This is a genomic window from Kiloniellales bacterium (genome assembly GCA_030066685.1).
In the GTDB taxonomy this organism is placed as follows: Bacteria; Pseudomonadota; Alphaproteobacteria; order Kiloniellales; family JAKSBE01; genus JAKSBE01.
In genome coordinates, this window is sequence record JASJBF010000038.1 from 79,843 (window position 1) to 97,888 (window position 18,046).

The window sequence follows — 18,046 nt, forward strand, 5'->3', positions numbered from 1 at the left end:
GGTAAAATGCCAACGTATCGCCAATATCGGCGCCGGAGCTTCGCGCGGTCCCGCGAGGGCGCCATTGGAGATACCAGGGCAGGGGCGTGACGTGACGGCAGGCGACTGGCAGTTCTGGATCGACCGGGGCGGGACCTTCACCGACGTCGTGGCGCGGCGGCCCGACGGCGCCCTGCTGACCCACAAGCTCCTGTCGGAGAACCCGGAACTCTACGCCGACGCCGCCCTTCAGGGAATCCGGGACCTGCTCGGCCTGGCGCCGGGCGCGGAAATCCCGGCCGCGGCCATCGGGGCGGTCAAGATGGGCACCACGGTGGCGACCAACGCCCTGCTCGAGCGCAAGGGCGAGCGGGTGGTCCTGCTGATCACCGAGGGCTTCCACGACGCCTTGCGGATCGCCTACCAGAACCGGCCCCGGCTCTTCGCCCGCCGGATCGAGCTGCCGGAGCTGCTCTACGAGCGGGTGATCGAGGTCGAGGAACGGCTTAGCGCCCAGGGCGAGGTGCTGCGGCCGCTCGACCTGGACGCGGTCCGCCGGGACCTGGAGGCTGCCTACGCCCAGGGCCTGCGAGCCGCCGCCATCGTCTTGATGCACGGCTACCGCTTCCACGACCACGAGAGCCGGGTCGCCGAGCTGGCCGCGGAGATCGGCTTCACCCAGATCTCGGTCAGCCACCGGGTCAGCCCGCTGATGAAGCTGGTCTCGCGCGGCGACACCACGGTGGTCGACGCCTACCTCTCGCCGATCCTGCGCCGCTACATCGACCGGGTCGCCAGCGAGCTGGGCGACACCCGCCTGATGTTCATGCAGTCCAACGGCGGCCTGACCGATTCCCGCCTGTTCCAAGGCAAGGACTCGATCCTTTCCGGCCCGGCCGGCGGCATCGTCGGCGCCGTACGTTCGGCGGCCATGGGCGGCTTCGACAAGCTGATCTCCTTCGACATGGGCGGCACCTCCACCGATGTCGCGCACTTCGACGGGGAGTACGAACGCGCCTTCGAAACCCAGGTCGCAGGCGTACGCATGCGGGCCCCGATGATGCAGATCCATACGGTTGCGGCCGGCGGCGGCTCGATCCTGCACTTCGACGGCGCGCGCTACCGGGTCGGCCCGGACTCGGCCGGGGCCAAGCCCGGACCCGCCTGCTACCGCCGCGGCGGGCCGCTCGCCGTGACCGATGCCAACGTGATGCTGGGCCGGATCGTCCCGGATTTCTTCCCGGCGGTCTTCGGCCCCGCCGGCAATCAGCCCCTGGATGCCGCGGTCGTAAGGGAAGGCTTTTCCGCCCTTTCCGTACGTATCGAGCAAGAAACCGGCGATACACGTACGGCTGAGCAGGTCGCTGACGGCTTCCGCCGCATCGCGATCGAGAACATGGCCAACGCGATCAAGAAGATCTCGATCGAGCGCGGCTACGACGTCACCGAGTACGTGCTCAACTGCTTCGGCGGCGCCGGCGGCCAGCACGCCTGCGACATCGCCGACACCCTGGGCATGACCCGGATCTTCCTGCACCCCTTCGCCGGCGTGCTCTCGGCCTACGGCATGGGCCTCGCCGACGTGCGGGCGATGCGCGAGGCGGCCGTCGAAGCCGAATTGGGTGACGCGCTGTTGACCAAGCTGGACGATCGGCTCGAGGCCCTGGCCGCCGAGGCGCGCAAGGAACTGCGGCGCCAGGACATCGCCGGGGCCCGGATCTCGGTGCTCAAGAAAGTTCACCTGCGCTACGTAGGCACCGATTCCGCCATGATCGTCGACTTCGGTCCGCGCCCGGCGGTGATCGAGGCCTTCGAAGCGGCTCATCAGCAGCGCTACGGCTTCTTCATGCCGGAGAAGGGCCACATCGTCGAGGCGATCTCGGTCGAGGCCATCGGCGCGACCGACGCTGCCGACGACCCGCGGCTGGAGGCCCCGGCAGGCCGCGCCGCACCCCGGCCCAAGGCGACGACCCGGATGTTCGCCCGCGAGGCCTGGTACGAGACGCCGGTCTTCGAGCGCGCCGAGCTGGCGCCGGGGGACCGCCTCGACGGCCCGGCGATCCTGCTGGAGTCGGGCAGCACCACGGTGGTCGACCCGGGCTGGCAGGCCCGCCTCACCGCGCGCAACCACCTGGTCATGGAGCGGGTCGTGCCGCTGGAGCGGGCCCACGCCGTGGGCACCCAGGCAGACCCGGTGATGCTGGAGATCTTCAACAACCTCTTCATGTCGATCGCCGAGCAGATGGGCTCGACCCTGGAGAAGACCGCCTACTCGGTGAACATCAAGGAGCGGCTGGACTTTTCCTGCGCGGTCTTCGACGCCGGCGGCAACCTGGTCGCCAACGCGCCGCACATGCCGGTCCACCTGGGCTCGATGAGCGAGAGCGTCCGCGCCGTGATCCGCCAGAACCGGGGCAAGCTCCAGCCCGGCGAGGTCTACGTCCTCAACGCGCCCTACAACGGCGGCACCCACCTGCCCGACATCACCGTGATCACCCCGGTCTTCGACGCCGAGGGCCGCGAGATCCTGTTCTACGTCGGCAGCCGCGGCCACCACGCCGATATCGGCGGCACCACGCCCGGCTCGATGCCGCCGGACAGCCGCACGGTCGAGGAGGAGGGCGTGCTGATCGACAACTTCCGCCTGGTCGCCGAGGGCCGCTTCCGCGAGGCCGAGATGCGGGCGCTTTTGGCTTCCGGCCCCTTTCCGGCGCGCAACCCGGACCAGAACATCGCCGACCTCAAGGCCCAGATCGCCGCCAACGAGAAGGGCGTCCAGGAGCTGCGCAAGATGGTCGCGCACTTCGGGCTGGAGGTCGTGCAGGCCTACATGATCCACGTCCAGGACAACGCCGAGGAGCAGGTCCGCCGGGTGCTCGACCGGCTCGCCGACGGCCACTTCGTCTATCCCATGGACAACGGCAGCCGGATCGAGGTCGCGGTCACGGTCGACAAGCCGGCGCGCCGCGCCCGGATCGACTTCACCGGGACCAGCGCGCAGCTGGAGAGCAACTTCAACGCGCCCTCGGCGGTCTGCCGCGCGGCGGTGCTCTACGTCTTCCGGACCCTGGTCGACGACGAGATCCCGATGAACGAGGGCTGCCTCAAGCCGCTGGACATCGTGATCCCCGAGGGCTCGATGCTGAAGCCCGACTATCCGGCCGCCGTGGTCGCCGGCAACGTCGAGACCAGCCAGGCGATCACCGACTGCCTCTTCGGCGCCACCGGCGTGCTGGCCGGGGCCCAGGGCACCATGAACAACCTGACCTTCGGCAACGACCGGCACCAGTACTACGAGACCATTGCCGGCGGCTCCGGCGCCGGGCCGGACTTCGACGGCACCGATGCCATCCACACCCACATGACCAACTCGCGCCTGACCGATCCGGAGGTGCTGGAGTGGCGCTTTCCGGTGGTCCTGGAATCCTTCGCCATCCGCCGCGGCTCCGGCGGCAAGGGCCGGCAGCGCGGCGGCGACGGCACGGTCCGCCGCCTGCGCTTCCTGGAGGACATGACGGTCTCGATCCTCTCCAATCACCGCAAGGTGCCGAACTTCGGGATCGACGGCGGCGAGCCGGGCGCCCTGGGCCGCAACTGGGTGGAGCGGCGCGACGGCGGCCGCGAGGTACTCACCGGCACCGACCGCGCCGAGCTGCAGCCGGGCGACGTCTTCGTCATCGAGACCCCCGGCGGCGGCGGCTTCGGCCCACCGGACACGGCCCGGGAGGCGGCGGAATGATCGTGCCCCTCCTTCCCGACGACCCAGCGTGGTGGTCCCCCCGACCCCGGCCCTCCCCCTTCAGGGGGGAGGAAGAAAGGATCGTGCCGCTGCGGCAACCCCTCCCCCCTGAAGGGGGAGGGCCGGGATGGGGGGGAACTCCCCGCCGCGCCCGACTTCGAGGATCGACCCCATGACCGCCCCCGCGTCCGGCCGGCCGATCGTCTCCTCGGCGCATCTGGTCTCCGAGGCCTCGCCCGAGCTCAGCGAGTTCGAGTTCGGGCTGATCATCGCGGGGCACGCCTTCAACCGCTGGATCGTGCGCTGCATGGCCGCGGCAGGCCTCAAGGACCTGGGCGCCCTCGACGTCCTAGTGCTGCACTGGGTCAACCACCGGGGCCGCGAGAAGAAGCTGGCGGACATCTGCCTGGCCCTGAACGTCGAGGACAGCCACCTGGTGACCTACGCGCTGAAGAAGCTCTCCAAGCTCGGCCTGATCGAGCGGCGGCGCCGCGGCAAGGAGATCTTTTTCTCGACCAGCGAGGCGGGGCAGGCGGCCTGCGCGGGCTACCGCGAGGTCCGCGAGGCCTGCCTGATCGCCGCCCTCGACCCCTTTACCGGCGGCCGGGTCGAGGCCCTGAACCCCGAGATCGGCAAGGCGGCCGAGCTCCTGCGCGCGCTTTCCGGGCTCTACGACCAGGCCGCGCGGGCGGCGACCTCGCTGTGAGGGTGCGACACCGTGTCCTTTCGCCTCGGCGTCGTTCAGCTCAACACGCGCTTCCCGCGGCTTCCGGGCGACATCGGCAATCCGCAGAGCTTTCCCTTTCCCGTGGTCTATCGCCGGGTTGAGGCGGCGACGGTGGCGGCCGTGGTGCGCGAAGGCGCGGCGGACGAGGCGGCCGCGCGGGCGCTGATCGGCGCGGCGCACGCCCTGGTGGAAAGCGACGGTGTGTCGCTGATCGCCACCAGCTGCGGTTTTCTCGGAGCCCTGCAGAGGCGCCTGGAGCAGGCCGTCTCCGTGCCGGTGATCGCCTCGGCCTTCGCGCTGCTGCCCTTCCTGCGGCAGGTCTACGGCGAAGCCGCGACGATCGGGGTGCTGACCTTCGACGCCCGGCGGCTGAGCGCCGCTCATTTCGGGCCCTGGTCGGATGCCGGCACTCTGGTCGAGGGGATCGAGGGCGGCGAGCTCCATCGGGTGATCGCCGGCGACCTGCCGGCGCTGGACCGGGAGGCGGCCGAGGACGAGGTCTGCGCCGCGGGCCGACGGCTCCTGGCGCGCGGCCCCGAGACGGCGGCGATCCTTCTGGAGTGCACCAACCTCTCGCCCTATTGCCGGGCGCTGGCGAAGGCGACCGGGCGGCCGGTCTACGACCTGAACCAGGCGATCGGCTGGATCGCGGCGGGCGCGTCATGACCGGCCGCGACCCGGGATCAGGTCTGAGGGCGACCAAGAATCAGCGGGTAATCTCGGCGGCCCGCGTTAGACTGCCGGTGCCGAGATACGAAGGCCGGCAGATCGTCCGGCGGCGCGGCACGCCCTCGAGGCGGCGGTGCTGAGCCGGGAGAAATCTGAACTGGACCCGAGAAGAAGCAGGGAGACAAAGGAATGACGCACTCGAGGACATCGCTCGCCGCCGCGGCGGCGGCGGCCGTCATGGCGGCCGGGCTCGCGACCGCGCAGGCCGGCGAGAAATGGGACATGCCGCTGGCCTACGCGGCGACCAACTATCACTCCGAGAACGCGACCGCCTTCGCCAAGGCGGTGACCGAGGCCTCTGGCGGCGAGCTGGAGATCGTCACCCATCCCAGCGGCTCGCTGTTCAAGGGCGGCGAGATCTTCCGCGCGGTCCGCACCGGCCAGGCACCGATCGGCGAGCGCTTGATCTCGGCCCTGGGCAACGAGGATCCGATTTTCGAGATCGACGCCCTGCCGTTCCTGGCGACCAGCTTCGACGATGCCCGGAAGCTTCACGAGGCCTCGAAGCCGGCCCTGGAGCAGGTCCTGGAGGCGAAGGGCGTCAAGCTGCTCTACGCCGTGCCCTGGCCGCCCCAGGGGCTCTACAACAAGAACCCGGTCGAAAGCGCGGCCGACATGAAGGGCGTCAAGTTCCGCGCCTACAACGCCGCAACCTCCCGCCTGGCCGAGCTGATGGGCGCGGTGCCGACCAAGATCGAGGCGGCGGAGCTGGTCCAGGCCTTCGCCACCGGCGTCGCCGACAGCATGATCTCGTCCGGATCGACCGGCTACGACCGCAAGATCTGGGAACACGTCAAGTACTGGTACGACGTCCAGGCCTGGCTGCCCAAGAACATGGTGGTGGTGAACCTGGAGGCCTGGAACGGCCTGAACGAAAAGACCCAGGGCGTCGTCACGAAGGCCGCCGCGGACGCCGAGGCGGCCGGCTGGGCCAAGGCGCAGGAGCTGGCCGACTGGTACAAGGAGCAGCTCGCCGCCAACGGCATGACCATCGAAGGCCCCAGCGACCAGCTTCGCGCCGACTTCATCAAGATCGGCGACCAGATGACGCAGGAGTGGCTCGAGCGGGCGGGCGGCGACGGCAAGTCCGTGATCGAGGCCTACAAGAAGATGTAACGCCGGCGCGCGTGGGTCCCGCTCCGGTCCGGCCGGCGCGGGGCCCGCACGCCTTCGCCGCCTTCAAGGGACCTTCCCCATGCGCATCCTTGCGGCCGTGGACCGGTGGCTCGACCGGTTCTACCTCTGGTGCGGCTACGCCGCGGCCCTGCTGCTGCTGGCCCTGGCGCTGCTGATCATCGCCAGCATCATCAGCCGCCTGATCGGCGCCTACGTGCCCGGCCTGACCGAGTACGCCGGCTACGCCATGGGCGGCGCGAGCTTCCTGGCGCTCGCCCACACCCTGCGCGCCGGCGGCCACATCCGGGTCGGCATCCTGCTGAACGCGGTCGGCGGCCGGGTCCGGCGCGGGGTCCAGCTCTGGTGCCTCGGCATGGGCGCGGTCCTGGCGGTCTACCTGGCCTGGTACCTGGTCCGCATGACCCACGTCTCCTGGAAGCTGGGCGACCGCAGCGAGGGTGACGACGCCCTGCTGCTCTGGATCCCGCAGACGCTGCTGTCCTTCGGGTCCGTCGTCCTCGCGATCTGCTTCGTCCACAGCCTGATCGTCTTCTTGGCTGGGCGTGAGGATCCGACGGTCGCCAAGGGCGGGATCGCGGAGGGCGAGGTATGAACGAGCTCACCCTGACGATCATCTTCATCGCGGTTCTGTTCTTCCTGCTCGGCTCCGGGATCTGGGTCGCGCTCTCCCTGACCGGCGTCGCCACCTTCGGCATGCTGCTCTTCACCACGCGGCCGGTGGGCGATGCCATGGCGACGACGATCTGGGCGGCCAGCTCCTCCTGGTCGCTGACCGCCCTGCCGCTGTTCATCTGGATGGGTGAGATCCTGTTCCGGACCCGGCTTTCGGAGAACCTCTTCAAGGGCCTGACGCCCTGGATGCAGCGCCTGCCGGGCGGCCTGCTGCACGTCAACATCGCCGGCTCGGCGATCTTCGCCGCGATCTCCGGCTCCTCGGCGGCGACCGTGGCGACGGTCGGCAAGATGTCGATCCCCGAGCTGCGCCGGCGCGCCTATCCCGAGCGCATGATCATCGGCACCCTGGCGGGCGCCGGGACCCTCGGGCTTTTGATCCCGCCCTCGATTACGCTGATCATCTACGGCGTCACGGTCAACGAATCCATCGCCAAGCTCTTCATCGCCGGGATCCTGCCCGGTATCTGCCTGGCCCTGATGTTCATGAGCTACGTCGTGCTCTGGTCGCTGTTCAGCGGCCACCGCGCGGAGCTCGAGACCCAGGCCTACACCCTGATCGCGAAGCTGCGCGCGGCGACCCAGTTGCTGCCGGTGATCCTTCTCATCCTCGCGGTCATGGGCTCGATCTACCTGGGCCTGGCGACGGCGACCGAGGCGGCGGTGCTCGGGGTCGTAGGTGCCCTGGTGCTGTCCGGCCTCCAGGGCTCGCTCAATCGGTCAAGCTTCACGGAATCCCTGCTCGGGGCGACGCGGACCTCGGCGATGATCGCCTTCATCCTGGCCGGCTCGGCCTTCCTGTCGTTGGCCATGGGCTTCACCGGCCTGCCGCGGGCGCTGGCGACCTGGATCGCCACCCTGGAGCTCTCGCCCTTCGCCCTGATCGCGGCGCTGACCGTGTTCTACATCGTGCTCGGCTGCTTTCTCGACGGCATCTCCGCCGTGGTGCTGACCATGGCGGTGATCGAGCCCATGGTGCGAGCGGCCGGCTTCGACATGATCTGGTTCGGCATCTACCTGATGATCGTGGTTGAGATGGCCCAGATCACCCCGCCGATCGGCTTCAACCTCTTCGTCCTGCAGGGCATGACCGGCAAGGACATGGGCTTTATCGCCCGGGCGGCGGTGCCCTTCTTCCTGATCATGGTCCTGGCGGTCGCGCTGCTGGTCCTGGTCCCCGACGTCGCCACCTGGCTGCCGGAGAACATGGCCAAGGGCCCATGACCACGGTGAGAAATGCGGGCTGGAGCGGGATGATTTGAAGTCGATTGGACTTCAACTCTGAATTCGGCTCTGCTTCAACAGTTTAGAGCACGATTCAGAAATGAGGTTGGTTCAACCTCATATCATCGTGCTCAAGGGCCGAGGCTGGCCTTACCCCGGCGGCACCGCTTTGGTATCATCCGGACGGTAAAGGAGGCGATACGTGAGCACCGAACCTGCTGTCAAGGATCCGGCGATCGAGGCCTTGCAAGCCCTTCTGGGGGAGCGGCTGTCGACTTCGGCCGCGGTGCGCGAGCACCACGGCAAGGACGTCTCCTACCACGCGGCCTATCCGCCCGAGGCGGTGGCCTTTGCGCAGTCGACAGAAGAGGTCGCCGAGATCGTCAAGGTCTGCGCGGCGCACGGCAAGCCGGTTATCGCTTACGGCACCGGCACCTCCCTGGAGGGCCATGTGGCGGCCCTCCGCGGCGGCGTCTGCATCGACCTCTCGGCGATGAACGAGGTTCTGGAGGTCAACGCCGAGGACCTGGACTGCCGGGTCCAGGCCTGCGTCACCCGCAAGCAGCTCAACGAGCATCTGCGCGACACCGGCCTGTTCTTCCCGATCGATCCCGGCGCCGACGCCTCCCTGGGCGGGATGGCCGCGACCCGGGCCTCGGGGACCAACGCGGTCCGCTATGGGACCATGCGTGAGAACGTCCTGGGGCTGACCGTCGTGCTGGCCGACGGCCGGATCATCCGGACCGGCGGGCGGGCGCGCAAGTCGGCGGCAGGCTACGACCTGACGCGCATCTTCGTGGGCTCCGAGGGCACCCTCGGGGTGATCACCGAAGTCCAGCTCCGGCTCTATGGCATCCCGGAGGCGACCTCGGCCGCGGTCTGCGCCTTCGAAGATCTCGAGGGCGCCGTGAACACGGTGATCCTGACCATCCAGAGCGGCATCCCGGTCGCCCGTATCGAGCTGCTCGACGAGGTCCAGATGGAGGCCTGCAGCCGCTATTCCGAGCTCGACCTGCCGGCCAAGCCGACACTTTTCTTCGAGTTCCACGGCAGCACCGCCGGGGTCCGGGAGCAGGCCGAGCAGGTCGGCGAGATCGCGGCCGAGTTCGGCGGCGGCGATTTCCGTTGGGCGACCAGGCAGGAGGAGCGGAGCAAGCTCTGGCAGGCCCGGCACGACGCCTACTACGCCGCGCTCGCGTTGCGCCCCGGGGCCCAGGGCTGGGCGACCGATGCCTGCGTGCCGATCTCCAGGCTGGCCGAATGCCTGCTGGAGACCCGGGCCGACATCGACGCCTCGGGCCTGATCGCGCCGATCGTGGGCCATGTCGGCGACGGCAACTTCCATCTGGTCTTCCTAATCGACCCCGACGACGCGGACGAGATGTCCCGCGCCAAGGAGGTCAACGACCGCATGATCATGCGGACGCTCGCCCTCGGCGGCACCTGCACCGGCGAGCACGGGATCGGCTACGGCAAGCTCGGCTTCCTGCAGGCCGAGCACGGCGAGGCGGTCGCCGTGATGCGCGCCGTCAAGCAGGCCCTGGACCCGGAGAACCTGATGAACCCGGGCAAGATCTTCAGCGCCTGAGGGGTCGCGCGACGGTCCTCGGGGAACGCCTTGCCAGGCTCTGTGGCTTGGGCCATAAACCACTGGCGCGCCGTTGAATTCGCTGGACCGGGCCCCGGTTCCTTGCGCTAGTCTTCCACTCCAAGAAGACCGCACGGCCGCCAAGAACGCTCGCGTGGGAACCGCTGCGGCTGCGGAACCCGGCGCGACGGTGGGGATGCGGCAGGCGCGGGCCGGGGCTGGGATCCTGGGCGCACGGGGTGGCGGGGAGAGCATCTGTGAAGTACGTCCTTTATGGCCTGCTGGGCTTGATCGTGCTCGCCGTCGCGGTGGTCCTGGTGGGTCCGGGCCTGATCAATTGGAACGCCCACAAGGCCGAGATCGCGACGCAGTTCGAGAAGGCGACCGGCCGGGCCCTCGCCATCGAGGGCGATATCAACCTGCAGATCGTCCCGACACCCAGCTTTTCGGCGGCCAATGTCCGCCTCGCGAACCTTCCCGGCGGCTCAGCGCAAGACATGGCGATCGTCAAGGCGCTGCAGGTGCGCGTCGAGCTGCTGCCGCTCCTGGGCGGCGATGTCCGGGTTCAAACGATCGAACTGGTCGAGCCGGTCATCCTGATGGAGGTCCTCGAGGACGGGCGTCGCAACTGGGAGATCGGCGGCGACGGCCAATCCGGCCCGGCCTCTGTCGAGGGCGCAGCCGCGCCGCGGCAGATCGGCGATTTCCCGATCGACGTCCGCTTCGACAGCTTCACGATAAGCGACGGGACGCTGATCTACCGCAACGACCCCGAGGGCATCGATGAGAAGATCGAGAAGGTCGACGTAGAGCTTGCGGCGGAATCCCTGCGCGGTCCGCTTCTGCTCGACGGTGAGATTCGCGTTCGCGGGATCGAGACCGGCGTCGAGCTGGCGATCGGCCGCTGGACCGAGGCCGGCGCGACGCCGTTGCGCCTGGCCCTGCGCCCACGGGGGATCGAAGCGAAGGCAAGGTTTGCCGGCTCCCTGTCCCAGCACCCCGACACTGTCGCATTCCGGGGCAAGCTTCAGGCGGAGGGCAGCGACTTGGCCCAGACCGTGGCGGTCCTCGCCGGTCGGCCGGTCTCATCGCAGCCTTCGAATCTCGCCTTGCCATTCGTGGTCGAGACCGAGATCGCCGGCGAGCCGGAGGAGATTTCCGCCCAGAAGATCGCGATCACGCTGGGCGAGAGCTCGGCTAGCGGCGAGGGACTGCTGCGCCTGGGAGAAAAGCCCGAAGGCAAGCTGTCGGTCACGATCCCGCGCCTCGATCTCGATGCGCTCGCGCCGTCGGAGTCCGGGGTCGACGACGTCGACGTCGACGCGCCGGCGGCCGAGGGCGGGGCGGCCTCGGCCGCCTTTGGCCTTCCTGAGACCTTCGTGGCCCGGCTCGACCTCGGGATCGAAGCCCTGGTCTACCGGGAGCAGGTGGTTCGACAGGTCGCGGTCGCAGCCCGGATCGAGGATGGGACCTTCACAATCGATCAGGCGGCGGCCTTGCTGCCCGGCGGCGCGGCCGTCTCCCTGTCGGGCGGCTTCGAGCCCTCGGCGAAGGCGGCGCGCTTCGTCGGCCGGGTCGAGGCGGCGACCAGCAACCTGCGCAGCCAGCTCGCCTGGCTCGGCGTCGATGTCGAGGACCTGCCGGCCGACCGGCTGCGTCGAATGAACCTCAAGAGCGGCCTGGCGGCTTCGGCGAAGCGGGTCGACCTGACCGATCTGGACCTCACCCTCGACCTCAGCGAGATCAACGGTGGGGTTGTCGTCGCCCTGGGCAAGCGCCCGGCCTTCGGAATCGGACTTGCCGCGGACAAGCTTGACCTCGACGCCTATTTTCCCGCAGGCCCGACCGCGGCCGAGCCGGAGGGTGCAGACGCCACCGAAGGGGAGGCGGGAAGCTTCTGGGATCGTTTCGACGCGAACCTCAACGTTCAGGTCGGCGAGCTGACGGCGCGCGACGCCAACTACCGCGACGTCGCTCTGGCCGGAACCTTGCAGCAGGGCAAGCTGATGCTCAAGGAAGGCCGCATCGGCGACTTCGCCGGCAGTCGACTCGAGATCAAGGGCGCCTTCGAGAATCTCGACCAGTCGCCGAAGGCGGAGGTCGAGCTGAAGCTGGGCATCGGCGACCCGGCGCGCCTGGCCAAGGCCTTGGGCCTCGACCCGGAGCCCTACGCCAAGCTGGGCCCGAGCGAGGTCGCCGGCTCGCTGGCCGGCGACTTGACGGCCTTCGACCTCGACCTGACCCTCGAGAGCCTGGGCGGCAGGTTCGCGACGGAGGGCCGGGTGCAGCCTCTCGAGGGTGCCGGCAGCTTCGACGTCGCGGTCCGCGCCGAACATCGCAACCTGGCGTTTCTTCTGTCACGGCTCGCCGACCCGAGCCTCGAAGACCGGAACCTGGGCGGGCTCGACCTCGAGGCGAAGCTCGCCGGAAGCGCCGATGCCTTCAAGCTCGAAGATCTGAAGGGCCGGGTCGGCGAGAGCGCCGTCGAGGGCGGCGTTGCGGTCGAACTGGCCGGCGAGCGCCCCAAGATCGTCGCAGAGCTCGCCTCCGACAGCTTGCCGCTCGCCGCCCTTCTGGGCGCCGGATCCGGATCGACCGGCGGACCCTCGGGCGGCGAGTCCTCGGGCGGCAGCGACGGGCGCTGGTCGCGGACGCCGATCGACGTGGCGGGCCTGCTGGGCTTCGATGCCGAACTGACCCTGAAGGCCGGCGCCCTGGTGCTCGAAGACCTCCAGATCGAGCAAGCCGCGGTCGATGCCGAGCTCACGGACGGCATCCTGAACCTGAAGAGCCTCGCCGGCGGTTTTCTCGGCGGCAAGCTTACGGTGATCGGCAAGGCCGACCTGCGCGACGGGATCGAGCTCGGCGCCGGGATCTCCGCGGTCGACGTCGAGCTCAAGCCTCTGCTGCGCCAGAAGTTCGATTTCGATCGCGCCGCCGGGCCGGTGACCATGAACGCCGACCTGGTTTCCCGCGGGCGCAGCGAGCACGATCTGATCGCCGGCCTAGACGGCCAGGGCACGATCGAGGGCAAGGTTACGGTCACCGCGAAGCAAGAGGAACAAGTCGGTGCGGTCCTGCTCGGCGTCCTCGGGCAGGAGCTGCAGCAGATCCGGGGCGTCGCGGATGCCTCGATGCTGCTCCTGGGCGCCTTCGCCGGCAGGCCGGCCACGCTCGGCGGCAGCTTCGTCCTCGAGAACGGCGTCGCCACCACCCGGGACACGCAGCTGACCGGTCAAGGCGCGGTGGCGCGTCTGGCCGGGCAGGCCGATCTGGTGGAGTGGACACTGGACTCCGAGACCAAGGTCTTTCGCGACGCGGAGCCGGAGGACGCCTACCTGAGCGTCGGCCTGACCGGCGCCCTGGACGAGCCGAACGTCCGGGTCGGTGGCCAGGCCTTCCGGCGCCGCAGGGAGCCCGAGCCGGAACCGGCCCTGCCGGCCCCGGACCCCGCGGAGCCGGGCCTCGAAACACCCGATCCGGCCGATGAGGCCGCGCCCGAAGAGGCGACGCAGCCCGAGGCCGTCGCGCAGCCGGAATGGACGCCGCCGAAGGAGGACGAGGTGGCGCCGGCCGCCCCGCCGCCGCCTCAGGCCAAGCCGGAGCCGGTCAAGCCGGAAGACTTCATCAACCAGATCCTGGAGGGCCTGAAGAGCCCGCCGACCGAGTGAGCCCCAGCCCGGCCCCGCCGCGCAGGCGCTCCACCACGTAGACCCGCGCGGCGCTCGAAAGGTTGGTCTCCCGGGCCTCGTCGATCTCGGTCAGCAGCCGGTTGATCGACACGCCGTCTTCGCGCGCGAAGGCCGCCAGCATGTCCCAGAAGGCCTGCTCCAGGGACAGGCTGGTCCGGTGGCCGGCGATGGTGATCGACCGCTTGCGCGGCCGCGCTCCGCCGGTCATCGGGCGCGCGCCCGCGGCAGGCAGTCAGGCCTGGGCCTTGGGCCCCAGCATGTTCTCCGGGCGCACCCAGCCGTCGAACTGCTCGGCCGTCAGCAGGCCCAGCTCCACCGCCGCCGCTTTCAGCGTCTTGTCCTCGGCGTAGGCCTTCTTCGCGACCTTGGCCGCGTTGTCGTAGCCGATGTGCGGGTTGAGCGCCGTGACCAGCATCAGCGACTCCTCCATAAGGGCCTGGATGCGCGCGGTGTTGGGGGTGATGCCGGCGACGCAGTTCTCGTTGAAGCTGTCGCAGGCGTCGGCGATCAGCTTGGCCGACTGCAGCAGGCTGTAGATCAGCACCGGCTTGAAGACGTTGAGCTCGAAGTGGCCGTTTGAGCCGGCGATCGAGACCGTCACGTGGTTGCCCATGACCTGGGCGCAGACCATGGTCATGGCCTCGGCCTGGGTCGGGTTGACCTTGCCGGGCATGATCGAGGAGCCGGGCTCGTTGGCCGGCAGCAGCAGCTCGCCGATACCGCAGCGCGGCCCGGAGCCGAGCAGGCGGATGTCGTTGGCGATCTTCATCAAGGAGCAGGCCACCGTGTTGAGCGCGCCGGAGGCCTCGACGATGGCGTCGTGGGCGGCCAGCGCCTCGAACTTGTTGTCCGCGGTCCGGAAGTTCAGGCCGGTGATCTTGCAGACCTCCTCGGCGAAGCGCTCGGCGAAGCCGGCGGCCGCGTTGAGGCCGGTGCCGACCGCCGTGCCGCCTTGGGCCAACTGGGTCAGCCGCGGCACCGCCTCCTCGACCCGGCGAATGCCCAGCTCGATCTGCTTGGCGTAGCCCGAGAACTCCTGTCCCAGCGTCAGCGGCGTCGCGTCCATCAGGTGGGTGCGCCCGATCTTGATGATGTCGGCGAAGGCCGTGGCCTTGGCGTCGAGCGCGGCGTGCAGGCGGCCCAGGGCCGGCACGGTCTCCTCGACCAGCTGGCGCACCGCGGCGATGTGCATCGCGGTCGGGAAGGAGTCGTTGGAGGACTGGCCGCGGTTGCAGTGGTCGTTGGGATGGACCGGCTCCTTGCCGCCGCGCTGGCCGGTCAGGATCTCGTTGGCGCGCCCGGCGATGACCTCGTTGCTGTTCATGTTGGTCTGGGTGCCGGAGCCGGTCTGCCAGACGACCAGGGGGAAGTGATCCAGGTGCCGGCCCTCCACCACCTCCTCGGCGGCCTGGCAGATCGCGGCGCCGAGCTTCTCGTCGAGTTCGCCCAGCGCCATGTTGCTGCGCGCCGCGGCCAGCTTGAGTACGCCGAAAGCCTTGATCAGTTGCGGCGGCATGGTCTCGCCGCCGATCTTGAAGTTCTTGAGCGACCGCTGAGTCTGGGCGCCCCAGTAGCGGTCCGCCGGGACCGCGATCTCGCCCATGGAGTCGCTTTCCATCCGGGTCTCGTGCGCCATGACCTGATCCCTCCGTCAACGCCTGCCGGCCCGGGTTTTAGCACGCCGGGACGGGTTTGCCAGGGGGCGAAAGCCCGGACTTAGGTCTCCAGCGCCGCAGCGATGGCCTGACGTCGTCGCCAGATCCGCAGCCAGACCAGGAGCGTGAGCAGCGTGCCGGCTGCCAGCGGCAGGCGCAGGCCAAACGGCTCTGACAACGCGCCCATGATCAGGGCACCGGCGGCCGGGCCGCCGATGAAGATGATCCCGTAGAGGCTCAGCACCCGGCCGCGGCGGTGGCCGTCGACGGCGAGTTGCATCAGGGTCTGCATGGAGATCGCACTGGCGACGAGGGCCATGCCGGCCAAGGCCACGCTGATCAGCGCGACCCAGAGGAACTCGGTGGCGACGAAGCCCAGGATCGCCAGGCTGCTCAGCAGGGTGTTGATCAGCACCAGGCGGGTCAGGCCGCCGGGTCCGCGCCGGGCGATCCAGAGCCCGCTGGCGACGGCGCCCAGACCCACGGTCGAGCTCAGGACCGCGAGGGTCTCGGGGCCGCCATCGAAAACCGCCGCCGCGAAACCCGGCATCAGGTCGATGAAGGGACGTACCCCAAGCGAGACCGTGGCGAGCAGGAAGAGCATCGGTCCGATGCCGGAATGCCCGAGCGCATAGCCGAAGCCGTCGCGCAGCTCCGCCAGGACGCTTGCGCCTTCGCCGGGTCTTGGGTTCTGCGCGGCGTCGCTCAGGCGGAGCCGCGACAGCGCGACCAGGAAGAAAAGAAAGCTGAGCGCGTTGGCGGCAAAGGCGCCGGCAACCCCGACGCTGACGATCAGGAGGCCGGCCAGCGCGGGGCCGAGGAAGCGGGCCAGGTTGAAAGCCACGGAGTTGATCGCGATGCCGGTCGACAAGGCCTCCCGCGGGACCAGGGCGGGCATCAGGGCCAGGCGCGAGGGTTGGTTGAAACCCATCGCGACCCCGTGGACCAGCACGATCAGCACCAGCAGTTCGACCCCGATCACGCCGGCGGCGGTCAGGCCGAAGAGAGCGGTGGCCTGGAGCAGCGCGACCGTCTGCGCCGCCATCATGATCCGCAGGCGGTCGAAGCGGTCGGCCAGCACCCCGCCCAAGGGGCCGATGACGACCGCCGGCAGCAGGTCGGCGCAGGCGACCAGGCCGAGCCAGAGGCCGGACTGGGTCAGCTCCCAGGTGAGCCAGCCGACGGCGGTCCGCTGCATCCAGGTGCCGACCAGGGAGACCGCGTTACCGGAGATGTAGACGCGGAAGTTGCGGTGTCTCAGGGCGCCGAGAATGCCGCCGAAACCCGACCTCCTGGGCCCAGAGCCGACGGCCCGCGGACTAGAGGATCTGGGGCTTCTGGGCATCTGCGACGGCAGATACGGGAAGAAAACAAACCATGAACGATCTAACCCCGGCTGCCCGGAAGAGGCAAGCGCGGCACGCAGCCTTCGGGTCAGCCCTCGACGAGGTTGGGGATGCTTGTCGAGATCGCCGGGAGGTGGGTCACCGGGGCCACGGCGAATTGTTCTCGGCGCCGTCGATGACGCCGGCCGACTTCCGTTCCAACGCGGATCCAGGGACCGCAAAATATCTAGTATTTATATGAAATACTAACACAAATTATTTTGTAGTTGGAGATCAGTATTTTAGATGACTGCAAGTTATGTTGGTGTTGATTTCGGTATTCGGTATAATAGTCATCGAATTTAACTATTTAATAATCTGCCACCGGGAGGTCGATTTATGCCTGTGCCAGCCGTTGGTGCGACCGCCGACCTGTGTGCCGGGTCCTCGAGCCCCGGGCGCGGCGCCTTGTCGGCAGGCATCTGGCCACTGGTTCTGGCAATCCTCCTGGTTCAGATCGGACTCTGCCGTCTGGCCTGGGCCGATCCCTCGCAGTCCGCGGCCTTGACGGATCGTGATCCGCTTGCCGGTGCCGGCTGGGCCGTCGTGGCGCTGGCCGGCCCGGTCGTCTACCGCGCCACTGGGGCCGAGGACTGGCAGACACTGGAGCGGGCACGGGTCGTGGCGCCGGGCTTCGAGGTCATGACCGGCTTCAAGGGTTTCGCCCGGCTCGTCCGAGGGCAGGACCAGGTCACCCTCGAGCAGAACACGCACCTGATATTCCCGGCCGAGGCACGCCCCGGCTCCAGGACCCGAATCTTCCAGCTGATCGGTTCGGCCGTCTTCGAGGTCAGGAAGCGGCTGGGCTGGGACTTCGAGGTCAAGACCCCCTTCCTCGCCGCCGTGGTCAAGGGGACCCGCTTCGCCGTCTCGGTCGAGCGCGGCAGGGCCATGGTGAGCGTCGAGAGCGGGCTGGTCGGCGTGTCTTCGGCGGCAAACGGGGAGAGTGCAGATGTCAGCCCGGGGTTGACGGCCTCGGTCTCGGCGACCTCGGGCGGCGTCTCGCTCGGCGCGACTGCCCAGGCGCCGGTCCCGGCAGCGGTCGCGGCCGCGCTGGCCGGAGCCGCCACCGAGGCGGAGGCGGCGCCGCAAAGTGATCCGGAAAGCGCCTCCGATCAAGACTTCGTCTACGCCGGACGGAGCCGGCCCGGCACATCCAACGGCGATCGTGGCCGGCAGGGGGACTCCGATGGCGGCGGCTCGGGCGGCTCCAGCAGCGCCGGGGCGTCCGGAAGCGGCGGGTCGGGCGGCTCAGGCGGGTCGGGCGGTTCGGGCGGCTCAGGCGGGTCGGGCGGTTCGGGCGGCTCAGGTGGGTCGGGCGGTTCCGGCGGGTCGGGCGGTTCGGGCGGCTCAGGCGGGTCGGGCGACTCGGGCGGCTCAGGTGGGTCGGGCGGCTCTGGCGGCTCTGGCGGCTCGGGCGGGTCGGGCGGCTCAGGCGACTCGGGCGGGTCGGACGATGACGACGGTGGGGGCGACGATGACGACTGATCCCGCCCCGCCGCCGCGCGGTCTCGGCTCC

The 18,046-nt window shown here is 69.4% G+C and carries 12 protein-coding genes; 9 read left to right on the forward strand and 3 right to left on the reverse strand.

The genetic code is table 11. The annotated features are described in order from the left end of the window. The first annotated feature begins 91 nt into the window (after window positions 1-91). The 8 genes from QNJ30_21555 to QNJ30_21590 all read left to right on the forward strand — a co-directional run bounded on the left by QNJ30_21555 (window position 92) and on the right by QNJ30_21590 (window position 13,466). Complete coding sequence (locus QNJ30_21555) at window positions 92-3,718, forward strand: hydantoinase B/oxoprolinase family protein (GenBank protein ID MDJ0946042.1); 3,627 nt, start codon at window positions 92-94, stop codon at window positions 3,716-3,718. Between the two features lie 172 nt (window positions 3,719-3,890). Continuing rightward, on the forward strand, window positions 3,891-4,424 hold the full coding sequence (locus QNJ30_21560) for a winged helix DNA-binding protein (GenBank protein ID MDJ0946043.1): 534 nt from the start codon (window positions 3,891-3,893) through the stop codon (window positions 4,422-4,424). Between the two features lie 12 nt (window positions 4,425-4,436). Further along, the gene (locus tag QNJ30_21565; GenBank protein ID MDJ0946044.1) at window positions 4,437-5,111 is read left to right on the forward strand and encodes an aspartate/glutamate racemase family protein; all 675 of its coding nucleotides are present in this window, start codon (window positions 4,437-4,439) and stop codon (window positions 5,109-5,111) included. A gap of 192 nt (window positions 5,112-5,303) precedes the next feature. Then, window positions 5,304-6,290 (forward strand): TRAP transporter substrate-binding protein, encoded by a 987-nt coding sequence (locus QNJ30_21570; GenBank protein ID MDJ0946045.1) that lies wholly within the window; start codon window positions 5,304-5,306, stop codon window positions 6,288-6,290. A gap of 79 nt (window positions 6,291-6,369) precedes the next feature. Next, a complete protein-coding gene (locus QNJ30_21575; protein MDJ0946046.1) occupies window positions 6,370-6,903 on the forward strand; it encodes a TRAP transporter small permease in 534 nt (177 codons plus the stop codon). Beyond that, the gene (locus QNJ30_21580) at window positions 6,900-8,207 is read left to right on the forward strand and encodes a TRAP transporter large permease subunit (GenBank protein MDJ0946047.1); all 1,308 of its coding nucleotides are present in this window, start codon (window positions 6,900-6,902) and stop codon (window positions 8,205-8,207) included. The genes QNJ30_21575 and QNJ30_21580 overlap by 4 nt, the downstream gene beginning before the upstream one ends. Window positions 8,208-8,409: 202 nt before the next feature. Further along, on the forward strand, window positions 8,410-9,795 hold the full coding sequence (locus QNJ30_21585) for an FAD-linked oxidase C-terminal domain-containing protein (protein MDJ0946048.1): 1,386 nt from the start codon (window positions 8,410-8,412) through the stop codon (window positions 9,793-9,795). Between the two features lie 257 nt (window positions 9,796-10,052). Continuing rightward, a complete protein-coding gene (locus QNJ30_21590; GenBank protein MDJ0946049.1) occupies window positions 10,053-13,466 on the forward strand; it encodes an AsmA family protein in 3,414 nt (1,137 codons plus the stop codon). On the opposite strand, the gene QNJ30_21595 is transcribed toward QNJ30_21590, so the two are convergent. The 3 genes from QNJ30_21595 to QNJ30_21605 form a co-directional block, all read right to left on the reverse strand. Continuing rightward, window positions 13,423-13,695: a ribbon-helix-helix domain-containing protein gene (locus QNJ30_21595; GenBank protein ID MDJ0946050.1), complete on the reverse strand. Its 273-nt coding sequence runs from the start codon at window positions 13,693-13,695 to the stop codon at window positions 13,423-13,425. The genes QNJ30_21590 and QNJ30_21595 overlap by 44 nt on opposite strands. A 24-nt stretch (window positions 13,696-13,719) precedes the next feature. Continuing rightward, entirely contained in the window at window positions 13,720-15,123 is a 1,404-nt protein-coding gene (gene fumC / locus QNJ30_21600; GenBank protein MDJ0946051.1) for a class II fumarate hydratase, read from the reverse strand. An 80-nt stretch (window positions 15,124-15,203) separates the two neighbouring features. Continuing rightward, window positions 15,204-16,487: an MFS transporter gene (locus QNJ30_21605; protein ID MDJ0946052.1), complete on the reverse strand. Its 1,284-nt coding sequence runs from the start codon at window positions 16,485-16,487 to the stop codon at window positions 15,204-15,206. A gap of 448 nt (window positions 16,488-16,935) precedes the next feature. Here QNJ30_21605 and QNJ30_21610 point away from each other — a divergent pair, with 448 nt between their 5' ends. Continuing rightward, entirely contained in the window at window positions 16,936-18,015 is a 1,080-nt protein-coding gene (locus QNJ30_21610; protein MDJ0946053.1) for a FecR family protein, read from the forward strand. The last annotated feature ends 31 nt before the right edge of the window (window positions 18,016-18,046 follow it).

What these genes read in the sequence shown, in the direction of transcription:
- QNJ30_21605 (MDJ0946052.1), bottom strand. Translation starts at nt 16,487, where the DNA reads ATGCCCAGAAGCCCCAGATCCTCTAGTCCGCGGGCCGTCGGCTCTGGG.
- QNJ30_21560 (MDJ0946043.1), top strand. Translation starts at nt 3,891, where the DNA reads ATGACCGCCCCCGCGTCCGGCCGGCCGATCGTCTCCTCGGCGCATCTG.
- QNJ30_21570 (MDJ0946045.1), top strand. Translation starts at nt 5,304, where the DNA reads ATGACGCACTCGAGGACATCGCTCGCCGCCGCGGCGGCGGCGGCCGTC.
- QNJ30_21595 (MDJ0946050.1), bottom strand. Translation starts at nt 13,695, where the DNA reads ATGACCGGCGGAGCGCGGCCGCGCAAGCGGTCGATCACCATCGCCGGC.
- fumC (MDJ0946051.1), bottom strand. Translation starts at nt 15,123, where the DNA reads ATGGCGCACGAGACCCGGATGGAAAGCGACTCCATGGGCGAGATCGCG.
- QNJ30_21580 (MDJ0946047.1), top strand. Translation starts at nt 6,900, where the DNA reads ATGAACGAGCTCACCCTGACGATCATCTTCATCGCGGTTCTGTTCTTC.
- QNJ30_21575 (MDJ0946046.1), top strand. Translation starts at nt 6,370, where the DNA reads ATGCGCATCCTTGCGGCCGTGGACCGGTGGCTCGACCGGTTCTACCTC.